We start from the raw sequence: 14,132 nt of genomic DNA on the forward strand, positions 1-14,132 counted from the left end.
AGGAGTGCGCACATGACCCGATCCGCACGTCCGCTGCCCGCACGGCACCTGCGTCCGCCGATGGGCTGGAACAGCTGGGACTGCTACGGCACCACCGTCACCGAGGAGGAGGTCCTCGCCAACGCGGAGTTCATGCGCGAGCACCTGCTGCCGCGCGGCTGGGACACGGTGGTCGTGGACATCCAGTGGTACGAGCCCACGGCCCGCGCCCACGGCTACAACCCCGACGCACCGCTCGTCCTCGACGACCACGGCCGCCAGCTCCCCGCCCCGAACAGGTTCCCCTCCGCCGTGGCCGGGGCCGGGTTCGGGCCGCTGGCCGAGCGGGTGCACGGCATGGGCCTGCGGTTCGGGCTGCACATCATGCGGGGCATCCCCCGACGCGCCGTGGAGGCCAAACTCCCGGTGTTCGGGACGGAGTACACGGCCGCCGACGTGGCCGACACCGACTCCGTGTGTCCTTGGAACTCCGACAACTACGGCCTGAACCACGACCACCCCGGCGCCCAGGCCTACTACGACGCGCAGGTCGCACAGTTCGCCGACTGGGGCGTCGACTTCGTCAAGGCCGACGACATGCTCTTCCCGTACCACGAAAGGGAGATCGCCGCCTACGCACGGGCGATCGAGCGCAGCGGACGGCCCATCGAGCTCAGCCTCTCCCCCGGCACGGACATGTCGGTGGCCCGCCTGGACCATCTGCGGGAGCACGCCACCATGTGGCGGGTCTGCGACGACCTGTGGGACCGGTGGGAGGACGTCGAGGCGCAGTTCGCGCGCATGGCCCGCTGGGCGCCGTGGCAGGGGCAACCGGGCTGGGCGGACGCCGACATGCTGCCGCTGGGCCATATCGGTATCCGCGCGGAGCGCGGCGAGGACCGTCACTCCCGTCTCACCCGCCCCGAGCAGGTCAGCCTGCTCACCCTCTGGCTGATCTCCCGCTCGCCGCTGATGATGGGCGGCGACCTGCCCACCAGTCCGCCCGAGACCATCGAACTGCTCACCAACGACGAGGCCCTCGACGTCCTGTGGCACAGCACCGGCAACCGGGAGGTGCTGCGGGAGCGGGACCTGGTGCTGTGGACCGCCGGGGACTCCGACGGGCGCACCCGGTACGCGGCCGTGTTCTCGCTGACGGGCGAGGAGCGCCGGTTCGAGGTGCCGCTGGGGTCGATCGGGGCCGGACCCGGCGACCGGATACGGGAGGTCTGGACCCGCACCGACACCGCCTACGACGGCCACCGGCTGGTGGCCGAGCTGCCCGCCCATGGTGCCGCCCTCTATCGTCTTGGCGAGGACGGCAGCCGGGAGTGAGTGTGACGACGATCCAGGACGTGGCGAGGGCGGCCGGAGTCTCGGCGATGACCGTCTCCAATGTGATCAACGGCCATCCCAACGTCCGCCCGGCCACCCGGGACCGCGTCCTGGAGGCGATGACCCGGCTCGACTACCGGGTCAACGTCGCCGCCCGCAATCTGCGCAAGGGCCGCACCGGGACGATCGGCCTGGCCGTCCCGGAGATCAACCGCCCGTACTACGGCCGGCTGGCCGCCTCGATCATCGCGGCCGCCGACCGGCACGGCCTGCGGGTCAGCATCGAGCAGACCGGGGCCCGCCGGGAGAGCGAGCTGGCGGCCCTCGCCCTGTCCCGCAACCGGCTCTACGACGGCCTCATCCTCAGCACGGTCGGGATGGGCCCGGCGGATGTCGAGGCGCTGGAGGTCGACCATCCGGTGGTGATCCTGGGCGAGCGGATCTTCGGCGGTCCCGTGGACCATGTCGCCATGCCGAACGAGGCCGCCTCCGAGGCGGCGACACGCCATCTCGTCGAGCGGGGCTGCCGGCGGATCGCCATCGTGTGCGGACGGCTGGGCGGCGAGGTCGATGTGTCGAGCCTGCGGCACGCCGGGTATCTGCGGGCGCTCGCGGAGGCGGGGCTGCCGGCGGATCCGGAGCTGGTGGTGACCGTCGAGTCGCTCACCATGCAGGATGCCGCCCGCCGGCTACGGGAGCGGCTGGCGGACGGGCTGGTCCTCGACGGGGCGTTCTGTGTCACGGACACGGTGGCCATGGGCGTGCTGCGCGCCCTCGCCGACGCCGGGCTCCGGGTGCCGGAGCAGGTCAGGGTGATCGGCTTCGACAATGTCGACGAGAGCGCGTACCTCGTGCCCTCGCTGTCCACCGTCGACCCGGACCACGACCTGATGGCCGAGCGCGCGGTCGCCCTGCTGGCGTCGCGTATCGACCGGGCCGGGTCCGGGCCGGAGCGGGAGGAGTTCGCCGGACCCTTCCGCCTGGTGGTGCGGGAGTCGACGGGCGGCTGAACCGCCCGGCCGACCCCGGAGAGCTGCGGTGCATTCGTCAGTCGGCCTCGGCGTGCGGCCGTACCTTCATGACGAGGGTGCGGGGACGGACCGTCGCCCGGGCCACCGGCCGGACGGTCTGGCCGGGGGCGAGCTCCAGTCGTACCCGCCGGAGCACGGTGGCTATGGCGGTGATCAGTTCGGTGACCGCGAACCGGTCTCCGACGCACTTGTGCTTGCCCGCGCCGAAGGGCAGGAACGCGCCCTGCGGGAGGGCCTGTTCGCCGTCCAGCCAGCGGTCGGGGTCGAAGGTCAGGGGGTCGGGGAAGTAGGCCGCGTCGCGGTGCAGGGCGTGCTGGCAGTAGGCGAGTTCGGTGCCGGGCGGCAGGGTCCAGTCGCCCAGCCGGGTCTCGGTCATCGTCCGGCGGGTGACCAGCCAGCCGGTGTGGTGCAGGCGCAGCGCCTCCTTGATCACGCGGTCCAGGTAGGGCAGCCGGGTGACGTCCTCGAAGGCCACGGGGCGGTCGCCGAGCACCGCACCGAGTTCGGCGAGGACCCGGGACTCGATCTCGGGGTTGCGGGCGAGCTCGTAGAGGACCCAGGACAGGACGGAGGCCGTGGTCTCGGTGCCCGCCACGGCCAGCGTGAGGATCTCGGAGCAGATCTGGTCCTCGGTCAGCGGCTGCCCCGTCGACTCGTCGGTGGCGGCCATCAGCAGGGAGAGCATGTCCCCGGTGCCGTGGCCGGAGGCCTGGAGTGCGGCGATGGCGCCGTTGATGGTCGCGCGGGCGTCGTCGCGGGCGCGGTCGAAGCGGCGGTTGAAGGGGATGGGCAGGCGTTCGAACCAGTCGGGCAGCATGATGCGCACGCCTACCCCGTTCATGACGACGGAGAGGTCGCGACGCAGTTGAGCAAACGTTTCTGCATTGATGCTGCCCGAGAACACCGTCTTCACGAGCATGTCGAGGGAGAGTTTGACCATCGCCTCACGGACGTCCAGGTCCTGACCCGGCGTCCATTCGTCGACGGCGGAGTCGACCTCGCCGCGCATGAGGTCGACGTAACGGGCGATCTCGGCGCGGCCGAAAGCAGGCTGCAGTTGCCGCCGTTTCCGGACGTGCTCCTGTCCGGCGACGGTGACCACCGACTGGCCCATGAGCTGGCCCATCTTCTCGAAGAACCGGCCCTTGTCGAGGCTCGGCCCCAGGTCGGTGAGCATCGTCCGGATGAGTTCGGGGTCCTGTACGACGATGGTGCGGGTGCCCGGCTGGAGGGTGATCTCGACCAGCGGGCCGTACTTCTCCCGGAGTCCGGCGATGAAGGCGAGGTTGTCCCGGCCGAGCTGTACGGCGTGACCCAGCAGCGGGAGCGAGCCCGCCGCCCTGGGTATGGGGGGAGGCGCCACAAGCGTCATGAGTCTCATGTCCCTTCAAGGCGATCATGACCTCGCTTATGGCTGCCCACCCCTGGCCGTGGCTCAATCTGTGCCGTCCGACACGCGATCATGCGTTCGATATCAGACGAGGTGGCCGAAGACCACCAGATTCTCCGTGTAGTCCTTGACGTCGTGGTCGTAGTCGCCGGCGCAGGTGATCAGGCGCACCTCGGGGCGGCGGGTGTCCGCGTAGACGCGTTCGCTGGGGAAGTCGTCCTTGGCGAAGGTGTCGGCGTCGTCGACCACGAAGTCCGCCTTCGTGCCGTCGGCCCGGTCCACCGTGAACCGGTCGCCGCGCCCGAGTTCGTCCAGCCGGGCGAAGACGGCCGCCGAGATCTTGGTGTCGACGTGCCCGGCGATGATCGCCGTGCCCGCCTCGCCGGGCGAGATGCCCCTGGCGTACCAGCCGACGAGGTTGATGTCGTCGGCCGGCGGGGGCTGGAGCTGACCCGAGGAGCCGATGGTGAGGGTGGTGAAGGGGGCGTCGACGGAGATCTTCGGGATGACCAGACGGGTCGGTGTGGACCGGGGCAGCGCCTCGCCGGTCCGGCGCGGATCGGCCTCGGGGGCGGCGCCGGCGCTCTCGGCCGGCATGGTGCCCGCGATGTCGGAGGCCTTGCCGTGTCCGCCGAACAGCGCCATGGCCAGCATCACGACGGCCACGCCCCACACCGGCAGCAGTCCGCCGCGTTGGGGACCGTTCGGGTCATCGGGATTCGGGGCCTGCGTATTCGGGTCTTCCGTATTCGGTTCGTCGGGGTTCGGGGACGAGGCGCCAGCTGCCATCGGAGATCACCTTTCTGGGTCGCGGCAGCGGGTTGGGCGGGAACGGGGACCGCGGTGCCGTCGACGGCTCGAACACCGACGACGCCGCGGCCCCGTACACGTATGCCCATCAGGACACGGGCCCCGGGACTCTCCTGCGCCGCAGCGCGTAGGCGCCGGCGGCCGCTACGCCCAGGACGGCCAGTCCGCCGGCCGTGACCCCGGGCGTGGCGAGGCCGCCGCCGCCGGTGTGCATGCCACCGTGCGGCTTGCCGCTCTCCTCGTCGTCACCCCACGAGCTGCCCTTGCCCTGGCTGTCGTCGCCCTTTCCCTTCCCGCTCTGGTCCCCCTTGCCCCCTTGGTCTTCCTTGCCACTCTGGTCGTCCGACCCCGAGCTGTCACTGCCCTTGTAGGACTCGGGGTCGAACTTGCTGTCGTCGCTGCTGTAGGAGGAGTCGTCACGGCCTCCGTCGTCCCAGATCCCCGCCACCGCGGCCTGGGCGGCGGGGGCGGAGAAGGCGAGGGCGGCCGTGGCGGCCGTCGTCGCCAGGATCATGCGGGCAGAACGCATCTCGGTGTCCTTCCGCCGTGGCCGGGTGCCGATACTCCATCAGCTGAAACGACCCGGCTCCGACATGAACCACCGTCAGCCAGCACCACGCCCGGCACCATTCGGACCGCCCATCCGGGGTGGCGACACGCCCAACACCGCCCGGCTGGGTCAATCCCGACCGGGGGCACACCGCCATTCGGGCGTGAGCGGGCCCGTCACCGGCGTGTCGCCGGATGACGGGCCCGCGGCCGTGTCAGTAGCCGACGTAGAACGTGGCGTCGGCCTGCTCCGTGCTGGTGGAGATGGGGTCGATGCGCAGCACGTAGTCGGAGTGGCGGATGTAGCGCGTGGGGTAGTTGTACGACCGGAACGACGACCACGAGGAGTCGGCGAGGCCGGCAGTCCTGTAGAACGTGGCGTCCTGGGCGAACGTCGTCGTGCTGTCGTTCACGTCGAGCTGCAGCTGGTAGTTGTAGTGGCGCAGGTAGCGGGTCGGGTAGTTGACCGACTGGAAGGACACTCCGCTGCTGTCGGCCAGGCCCGGGACCAGCGTCCACATCCCGTCGGTGTACGGGTCGAAGGCGTACTCGTCGATCCGGCCGACGAAGTTGCTGTGCCGGACGTACCGGGCCGGGTAGTTGTAGGACTTCAGCCGGTTCCAGGCGGGGGTGCCCCACTTGGCGACGAGGTTGTTGTACTCGGTCGAGGTGATCGGCTGGATGCCGCAGTGCTTGGAGTTCAGCGGCTGGGTGTAGGTCTTCTGGTCGAGAGCCGTCCAGGTGCCGGCGGACAGATCACTGGTCTGCCAGGCGTAGAAGACGCCGTTGGGGTCCCAGGTGTCGCCCCACAGGTACCAGGTCGAGCTGGACGTGAGGGACTTGACCAGTTCCGGGGCCTCGGTGCCGTTGTGCGAGACGGCCGTGCTGAACTCGGTGAAGCTGCCCGGGTCCAGTGAGGTGGACCGGGCGCCGACCAGGGTCGAGTTCTTCTTGAAGTAGAGGTAGTTGACGCCGTTCACACCGACGGCCAGGTCACCGTCGATGACGTCGTAGCCGGGGTCGAAGAAGACCTGGGGGTCGCCGGCGGTGATGAAGTCGCCGGTGTAGTTGATCATGATGACGTTGTGGCCGCTGGAGTTGACGGCGGAGTAGATGACGCCGTACTCGCCGCGGCCCGCGTCCCAGAACGCCTCGGGCGCCCAGGCGTGGGTGTCCATGTCGTGCAGCTTCACCCGCCGGTAGCCGGTGAAGGTGCGCAGGTCGGTGGAGTCCCAGACGTGGATGTACTGGCTGACGTAGGTCCAGTCGGTGCCGTTCAGGTCGGTGGCGAGGACCACGAAGGTGCCGTCCTGCTTGCGCAGGATGAACGGGTCGCGCAGACCGAGGGAGCCCGCCGTGGGGGTGGCGACGGAGGCGTTCTGGTTGAGCGGCGTCCACTGGAGGCCGTCGGTGCTGACGGCCAGGTGCAGGCCGTAGTTGGCGGCCAGCATGTCCGGGGACTCGGTGAAGTAGCACATCACATAGGCCGAGTTGGTGGCGGCCTGTGCGCTGCCGGCGCCGAGGGCGAGGGCGCCGGTGGCGGCGATGGGGACGGTCGCGGCCATGCCGAGGAAGTGACGGCGCGACAGGGGGGTGCCGTTCATGTGCGCTCCAGACGAGGGGGAATGTCCGGGATTTCGGACACAGTTCGGGAAACCGATCAGAAACTAGAGGGGCGCGTGGGGCGCGTCAATCCTTGCGTAACAAGGGAGTTACTCGGATTTCCCGTTCTTCACCGGCAGGGTGAGGCTCGCGGGGCGCAGTCCGGGCGCCGTTGCTGTGAGGGTGATGTGACCTGGCTGTTTGCCGGGGCGCAGGACGGCCAGGGCCCTGCCGTGCCAGGTGTGGCGGCGTGGCTGCTTGAAGCTGTCCACGTTGTGGGGGTTGCCGTTGGCTACCCCGGCGAGTTGCCCGGCACCGGTGATCCCGAAGCCGACCTGCAGTGTCGCGTCGGGGACGAGCCGGCCGCGCGCGTCGGTGACCTCGACGAGGACATGGGCCAGGTCGTCACGAGCGGTGGTCAGGGAGCGTACGTCGGAGACGAGGCGGAGGGCCGCCGGGGGGCCGACCGTGCGCAGGGTCGTACGGCCGATCTCGTCCCCGTCGCGGTAGGCGACGGCCGTCAGTTCGCCCGGCCGGTAGGGCACGGTGAAGGTGGCCATGGCGCGTTCGGGTACCGCCCGGGCGATCTTCGTTCCGTTGAGCAGGAGCCGGGCGTCGTCGCCGGGCGTGTAGACGTGCACGGTCATCGGGTGGTCGAGGGCGACGTCCCAGGTCCAGCCGGCGAGTTCGTCGAAGTAGCCCCACCAGACGGCGACCTGCTCGGTACCGGGCAGGGTCGGGCGTTCCACCAGGAGCTCCACCGGGCTGCGGCCGGTCAGCGCGGCCCGCCAGTGGTTCTGCGGCTTGCGCTGCCCGATCAGGTCGAGGTCGCCGCAGTTGCCCTGGAAGTAGGGGTACGGATAGCCGAAGCCGCCCCATGAGTGGTGCAGGGTACGGGCGAGGGACCAGCCCGGCATGACGCTCTGGTCGCCGATGGACGCGGCCGTGCCCTCGGGGGCCATCGGTGTCTTGCCGATGCCGGACTCGCCGAGGTAGTCCCAGGCGGCCCACACCCAGTTGCCCACGGCCCAGGCGTTCTCCTCCACGAACCTGGTGTCCTGGTAGATGGTCGCCGGGAAGCCCTCGCTCTGGGTCATGGCCCGCTCGGGGTGGGCGGCGTGCATCGGGCCGTACGTCTTGCCGTTGGCGTTGTAGTGGACGTCGCCGACGTCGACGTAGCTCCAGGAGGGGTCGTCGGCACTGAAGGTGGAGCCGCCGCCGAGGGTGATGGGGCGGGTCCGGTCCAGGGAGCGCAGGGCGGCGGCGAGTTGGGCGCCCCGCTGTCCGTTCGTCGTGTCGGTGATCTCGTTGCCCAGGGACCAGATGACCACGCTGGGGTGGTTCCGGTCGCGCAGGACGGTGCCGGTGAGGTCGCGCTCCCACCACTCGGCGAAGTACAGCGAGTAGTCCTGCGGGTTCTTGCCGGTGTCCCAGACGTCGAAGAACTCGTCCATCACCAGCATGCCGTGCCGGTCGCAGGCGTCGAGGAGCGCGGGCGTCGGCGGGTTGTGAGCGGTGCGGACGGCGTTGAAACCGGCCGCCTTGAGGAGTTCGACCCGGCGTTCCTCGGAACGGTCGAGGGCGACGGCGCCCATCGGCCCGTGGTCGTGGTGGACACAACCGCCGGTGATCTTGACGGTCTCGCCGTTGAGCCGGAAGCCGGCCTCGCCGTTCCAGACCAGGGAGCGGATCCCGAAGGCGGTGGTCACGGTGTCGACGACCCGGCCCCGGACCAGGACCTCGGCACGGGCGGTGTAGAGGCTGGGCGAATCCGGGGACCACAGGGCGGCGGCGCGGACCGGGAGGTCGAGGACGGCCACGCCGTTGGCGTCGGTGGCGGCACTGCGCGCCGAGACCGGCTCGCCGCGCGGGTCGAGGACGGTGACGCGCACGTCCGCCGGAGCACCCTCGACCGTCACCTCGACATGGGCCACCGAGTGGTGGGCGCTCACCTCGGGGGTGGTCACATGGACACCCCAGAGCGGAATGCGGACCGCGCCGGTCACGGTGAGCCAGGTGTGACGGTAGATGCCCGAGCCGGAGTACCAGCGGCTGTTCCGGCCGCTGTTGTCGACCCGGACGGCGAGCACGTTCGGTCCCGTGCGGTCGAGGTGCGGGCTCAGGTCGTACGCGAACGAGGTGTAGCCGTAGGGGTGGAAGCCGAGGTGCACGCCGTTGAGCCAGACGTCGGCGTTCTGGTAGACGCCGTCGAAGCGCAACTCGGTGTGCTCTGCTTCGAGTTCGAAGTGCTTGCGGTACCAGCCGAGGCCGCCCACGGTGTAGCCGGTGGAGCCGCCGTTCTGGCTGTGCGCGGTGTCGAAGGGGCCGATCACCTGCGGGGCCTGCGGCTGGTCCGGGTCCTTGAGGACCAGCAGGGACGGGTCGCTGGTGGCGGCGCCGTCGGTGGAAGTGGCGTAGGGCAGGTCCTCGATGCTCCAGTCGTGCGGGAGGTCCAGCGCACGCCAGGCCGTGTCGTCGTACGACGGTCTCTCCGCGCCGTCGGCGTCGCCCCTCAGGAAGAGCCAGCCCTCGTCGAAGGACCGGTCGCGCGGAATGTCGCCGCCGCTCGCCGCGGCCTGCGACGGCGGCAGACCGGTCTCCAGCGCCGCCGCCGCTGCCGCTGCCAGGCCGAGGGCCTGCCGTCGGGTCACCCCACCGCTGTGCTGTCGGCTCATCGTCAGCCCATCTCGGCCAGGTCGGTGACCTCGGCCGGCGTCAGCGTCCTGCCGTAGACGCGGAAGTCGTCGACGGACGCCTTGAGGTACGGGTCGGCGTACTGGGAGCGGCCGATGTAGTTGGCGCGGATGTGGTTGCCGAAGTGACGGGGTTCGACGGTGACCGCCGAGTTGCGGCCCGTCTCCCGGCCGTCGACATAGAGGACGGCCGTTCCGGCGCCGTAGGTGAGGGCCACATGCACCCAGCGGTCGGTGGGCAGCGGATCGGCGTCGATGCGCTGCTCAGCTCCGGCGCCGCCCGCGGTGATGGCGTAGCGGAGGGTGCCGGCGTCGCTGAGCGGGGTGAGGAACATGTTGGCGGTGACCCCGGTGCCGAAGTCGAAGACACGGCTCCAGCCGGCCGGCTGTCCGGCGAGGTTGACCCAGGTCGTCACGGAGTAGGCGGACGCGCCCGCCAGCAGGTCCTCGGCGAGGGCGACATGGCCGTCGGTGCCGTCCAGGGCGACGGCTCCGGCGAGGTGGCCCGTGGACCAGGTCGCGCCGCCCGCCAGGGTGGCGGTCCTGCCGTTGCCGGTGGCGTCGGACGCGGTGCTGCCCGAGGTCTCGTCGAAGCGGTGCCAGGCGGCGAACTCCGGTGGCGGAGACGGGGGTTGGCCGGTGAGCCAGTAGACGGTGTAGTGCTGGTGGTGGACCCGGGCGATCGGCAGCAGGGTGACGGACTCGCCGTCGGCGGTGGCGGTGAAGGTCAGCGGGGCGGCCGAGGTCTGCCGGAGTGAGTCCGGGTCCAGGCGGGGCAGCCAGGGGTTCGCCGTGTCGCCGTATGCGCCGGCCAGGACGACCGGTCCGTGCAGGACGGCCTTGACGTCGGGGTCGTCGGGGGTGGCCTCGACGGTTGTGCGCATGGGCAGGGAGACCTCGACGCGGTCGCCGGTGCGCCAGGTGCGGTCCAGGGTCAACCAGCCGCCGGACGCCGGACGTCGGGCCAGGGTACGGCCGTTGAGCTTCACCCGGGCGCCGCTGGCCCAGCCGGGGACGCGGACCAGGAGCTGGTGGGTGGCGGATCCCGCGGTGACGGTGAGCACGGTGGTGGAGGCGTCGGGCAGGGCGGTCTCCTGGCGCCAGGTGATGTTCTTCTCGGCCCACTTGACCTCGGACGGGATGAACAGGTTGACCAGCAGCCGCTGTTCGTCGTGGGTGTAGACGGTGTCGGCGAACTTTGCCTGGGTCTCCATGCCGGTGCCGTGGTCGCAGGAGAAGTTGTCGTAGTCGGTGGAGTAGGCGTTCGGGTCGGTGCCCATGAAGGACGGCTGTTGTTTGAAGGAACCCGGGGCGAGACCGGTGTAGTAGATGTTGAAGCCGTGCGCGGAGTCCGGGTCCTGTTCGCCGAGCATCTGGTTGAACAGGGTGCGTTCGTAGTGGTCGAGGAGGTCGGTGCGGTCCGGGGTCTGCAGGTGCAGCAGCCGGGTCAGCTTGAGCATGTTGTAGCTGTTGCAGTTCTCGCAGGTGCTGTTGCTCAACTGGCCCGCGACGACGTCCGGTTCGTGGAAGGCCTCGCCGTTGCTGTTGCCACCGATCACATACGAGTGGTGCTCGGTGACGATGCGCCAGAAGTTCTCGGCGATCGTGCGGTAGCGGTCGGCCAGTCCCTCCTGCCAGAGCCGCATGGCGCCGACCATCTTCGGTATCTGGGTGTTGGCGTGCAGCCCGGCGAGCCGGTCCTCACCGGCCGCGAGGGGGTCGAAGACCCGGGCGTGCGTGAAGCGCTCGGCGACCTGCAGCCAGCGGGCGTCGCCGGTGAGGGCGTGCAGATCGGCGAGCACGTCGTTCATCCCGCCGAACTCCGTCTCCAGCACCCGCTGCATCCGCTCGTAGCTCAGCTTCGCGGTACGCCGGTCGACCCACTTCCCCAGGCCCAGTACGACGTCGAGGGCCTGTCCGCTGCCGGCCAGCCGGTGCTGTTCGACCAGCCCCGCCATGATCTTGTGCAGGGTGTAGTACGGCGCCCAGACGCCGGTTCCGGCCTCCAGCCGGTCGAAGAAGCTCTCCGGGAACGCCGAGAGATACCCCTGGCCGTAACCCGCGGCCGGTGCCGCGGCCTGGCACTCGGCGAGCGCGGCGACCAGCCGGGCGCCCTTGTCGCGCAGCGCGGTGTCGCCGGTGTTGGCGTAGGTGAGGGCGAGCCCGGAGAGCAGGTGGCCGGTGGAGTGGCCGCGCAGTTCGACGGTGGGGCCCTCCCAGCCGCCGCAGGGCTGTGCGGTGCTGGGCAGGCCGGCGTTGAGCCGGAAGGTGTGCAGCAGCCGGTCGATGTCGACGAAGCGCAGATAGGCGGTGTTGCGGCGCTGGTTGTCCAGGAAGGGGCCGGGCAGCAGCCTGACCGCGGTGAGCGGGAAGGGCCGTACCTGCTCGTTCGGGGCGGCCTGGGCGAGGGCGCCGACGGGCAGCGTCAGGGCAGTGGCGGCCGCGGTGAGGAAGGCCCGTCTGCCGAGGGGTGGGGTCACGAGATCCTCCGCATGTCGAGGGCGTGGGGCGAGGGAGTCCCGTTCCCTGCCCCACAGGCTGTCGTTCGAGATATCGAAAGCGGTGCGACATGCTGTGCGGAGTTCTACGGTATTTGACGGACCAGTGATGTCAATGACGCCTCCCGAGCCACTTCGAGCCCTCGAACCGCCTCGCCCCGTCCGGACGGCCGGGTCGGCCACCGCCGGGCAGGAGAGCGCTCAGCCCCGCGCAAGGCCCTTTCGCGACACCGTTCGAGGGCCTGCCACTGAACCCGGTCCGGTCTACGGGGAAAGCCGCTCCGCTCGACTTGATCGACATGGCTCCCTCCGTCAACTCGGAGTGGAGGTCACGGTCGGGGCGTAGGCCGTGCGCGCGGTGCCATCACCCGGGCGTGGGCGGAACCCGTCGTCATATCGGGGGAATCCGGCGGGAATTCACCTGCTTTCGGACGAGCGAGGTGCGATTCTTCGCTGCAGTCCGATCAGTACCACAAGGGGGAGGTATCTCCGTAGTGAACCGTATGCGCCCTTCTTTGGAAGTCCTGGCCGCCGCCGGCATCGTCACCGCCGCTCAGCTGGGGCTGGCCACCGGCGCGTCCGCGCGGGCCGAGGCGCCGCAGAGCACCGGCTGCCCTGTCGACATCGTCTTCCCGAGCCGCTTCTACGTGAACTCGAGCAGCTGGGTGACCGACGGCGGCCTGTACTTCGCCGTCAAGAACAAGAGCGCGAGCACGAGCTTCAAGAAGGTCACGTTCACCGTGACGGACGTCAAGAACATCCGCTTCGGCAGCGCCACGGCCAAGGGCGGCAAGGTCAGCCACAAGACGTCGAAGACGGTGTCGGTGTACACGGCGACGCTGAAGACGAAGACCAGCCTCGGCGTGAAGGTGCAGACACATCTGCTGAACACCCGCGCGTACGAGGTGAAGTTCGAGCTGCACGGCTCGGGGTGGAACTGCGCCGTGGACCAGGGCACCTGGGGCTCCTGATCCCGGCCGGCCCCTACCCTGGGCGCCATGGTCGACAACGGCGAAGGGCCGGGCGCGGCGGCCGCCCGGCTCACCGGGCGGCCGGTCTCGGGTGAGCGGGCGCGCTCGGTCACCGTGGCCGAGGTGACGCTCATGGACGGTCCCGCGGTCATGGTCAAGCGCGGCGACGGCCCGGGCGCGGTGCGGGCCGAGGTGGCCGGGCTGCGCTGGCTGGCCGCCGCCGGGGCCGTCGCGGTGCCGAAGGTGCTGGGGCACGACGAGCGGTGGATGGTGACCGAGCTGGTCCATGCCGGACACCCGGACGCCGAGGCGGCGAAGCGTTTCGGCAGCTCCCTGGCCGCCCTGCACTCCTCGGGGGCACCGGCGTTCGGGGCGGCCCCGCCGGACGGGCCGCGCGACGCCTGGATCGGCCTCGCCCCGATGCGCAACGAGCCGGGCGGCGACTGGCCGCGCTGGTACGCCGAGCAGCGGGTGCTGCCGTATCTGCGTGTCGCGGTCGACCACGGGACCCTGCGTCCCGGCGAGGCCGCGGTGGTCGAGCGGGTCTGCGAACGGCTGCCGGAACTCGCGGGGCCGGCCGAGCCGCCCGCCCGGCTGCACGGCGACCTGTGGAACGGCAACGTCCTGTGGGGCGCGGACGGCCGGGTCCGGCTGATCGACCCGGCCGCGCACGGCGGGCACCGCGAGACCGACCTCGCGATGCTCCGCCTCTTCGGCTGCCCGTATCTGGACCGGATCCTGGAGGACTACGAGGCGGCTACTCCCCTGGCCGACGGCTGGGTGGAGCGCATCGGCATACACCAGCTCTTTCCCCTACTGGTGCATGCCACGCTCTTCGGGCGGAGCTACGCCGAACAGGCTCTGGCGACATCCCGGACCATCGCGGGCATCTGACTCCGTCACATGCCGGACGGGCATGTGAAATCGGCCACGTGCGGAGACGATTCCCCGCTGGTTCCCAGGCAGTTCCTTAACAAGCTCTTAATTCGGGCTGAGATTACGCAGAGTAAGGAAACCAACCACGCGTTCGAATCGTATAAGTGCATGGAAGAACGAAACAGGGAGAGACCATGCAACCGTTCGCGCTCAACTACGCACGCCCCGCAGTGCAGTTGGACGTCACCACTCCGTACGCGTATGACTCCGGTCTGCAATTGAACGTTCTCCACGATGGCCGGATCGCAGCCACCGATCACGCAACGCTCAGAGCCCTGGGGACGACGACCTCCACCGCAGGCTCCAAGACGCACTTCGACGACTGAGCGCGGAACCAG

At 70.2% G+C, this 14,132-nt stretch carries 11 protein-coding genes; 5 read left to right on the forward strand and 6 right to left on the reverse strand.

The window, feature by feature from the left end; all coding sequences use genetic code 11:
- Nucleotides 1-12: 12 nt before the first annotated feature.
- Nucleotides 13-1,314 (forward strand): glycoside hydrolase family 27 protein, encoded by a 1,302-nt coding sequence (locus tag ACIRR9_RS27370; RefSeq protein WP_403756811.1) that lies wholly within the window; start codon nt 13-15, stop codon nt 1,312-1,314.
- Nucleotides 1,315-1,316: 2 nt separating this feature from the next.
- A complete protein-coding gene (locus ACIRR9_RS27375; protein WP_403756814.1) occupies nt 1,317-2,324 on the forward strand; it encodes a LacI family DNA-binding transcriptional regulator in 1,008 nt (335 codons plus the stop codon).
- A gap of 37 nt (nt 2,325-2,361) precedes the next feature.
- Here ACIRR9_RS27375 and ACIRR9_RS27380 read toward each other — a convergent pair whose 3' ends face one another.
- The 6 genes from ACIRR9_RS27380 to ACIRR9_RS27405 all read right to left on the reverse strand — a co-directional run bounded on the left by ACIRR9_RS27380 (nt 2,362) and on the right by ACIRR9_RS27405 (nt 11,869).
- Nucleotides 2,362-3,717, reverse strand: coding sequence for a cytochrome P450 (locus ACIRR9_RS27380; protein WP_403756816.1), 1,356 nt, complete (start codon nt 3,715-3,717; stop codon nt 2,362-2,364).
- Nucleotides 3,718-3,819: 102 nt separating this feature from the next.
- The gene (locus ACIRR9_RS27385; RefSeq protein WP_403756819.1) at nt 3,820-4,524 is read right to left on the reverse strand and encodes a class F sortase; all 705 of its coding nucleotides are present in this window, start codon (nt 4,522-4,524) and stop codon (nt 3,820-3,822) included.
- A 109-nt stretch (nt 4,525-4,633) separates the two neighbouring features.
- The gene (locus ACIRR9_RS27390; RefSeq protein ID WP_403756822.1) at nt 4,634-5,074 is read right to left on the reverse strand and encodes a hypothetical protein; all 441 of its coding nucleotides are present in this window, start codon (nt 5,072-5,074) and stop codon (nt 4,634-4,636) included.
- A gap of 235 nt (nt 5,075-5,309) precedes the next feature.
- Nucleotides 5,310-6,698, reverse strand: a complete 1,389-nt coding sequence (locus tag ACIRR9_RS27395; RefSeq protein ID WP_403756825.1) for a glycoside hydrolase family 43 protein — start codon at nt 6,696-6,698, stop codon at nt 5,310-5,312.
- A 108-nt stretch (nt 6,699-6,806) separates the two neighbouring features.
- Nucleotides 6,807-9,371: a glycoside hydrolase family 2 TIM barrel-domain containing protein gene (locus ACIRR9_RS27400; RefSeq protein WP_403756828.1), complete on the reverse strand. Its 2,565-nt coding sequence runs from the start codon at nt 9,369-9,371 to the stop codon at nt 6,807-6,809.
- A 2-nt stretch (nt 9,372-9,373) separates the two neighbouring features.
- Complete coding sequence (locus ACIRR9_RS27405; protein WP_403756831.1) at nt 9,374-11,869, reverse strand: beta-L-arabinofuranosidase domain-containing protein; 2,496 nt, start codon at nt 11,867-11,869, stop codon at nt 9,374-9,376.
- 521 nt (nt 11,870-12,390) lie between these two features.
- Here ACIRR9_RS27405 and ACIRR9_RS27410 point away from each other — a divergent pair.
- The 3 genes from ACIRR9_RS27410 (at nt 12,391) to tgmA (ending at nt 14,120) form a co-directional block, all read left to right on the forward strand.
- Nucleotides 12,391-12,858: a hypothetical protein gene (locus tag ACIRR9_RS27410; RefSeq protein ID WP_403756834.1), complete on the forward strand. Its 468-nt coding sequence runs from the start codon at nt 12,391-12,393 to the stop codon at nt 12,856-12,858.
- Between the two features lie 27 nt (nt 12,859-12,885).
- Nucleotides 12,886-13,752, forward strand: a complete 867-nt coding sequence (locus ACIRR9_RS27415) for a fructosamine kinase family protein (RefSeq protein WP_403756836.1) — start codon at nt 12,886-12,888, stop codon at nt 13,750-13,752.
- A gap of 176 nt (nt 13,753-13,928) precedes the next feature.
- The gene (tgmA, locus tag ACIRR9_RS27420; RefSeq protein ID WP_089102565.1) at nt 13,929-14,120 is read left to right on the forward strand and encodes a putative ATP-grasp-modified RiPP; all 192 of its coding nucleotides are present in this window, start codon (nt 13,929-13,931) and stop codon (nt 14,118-14,120) included.
- The last annotated feature ends 12 nt before the right edge of the window (nt 14,121-14,132 follow it).

Source organism: Streptomyces sp. NPDC101234, from assembly GCF_044767525.1.
Classification (GTDB): Bacteria; Actinomycetota; Actinomycetes; order Streptomycetales; family Streptomycetaceae; genus Streptomyces; species Streptomyces sasae.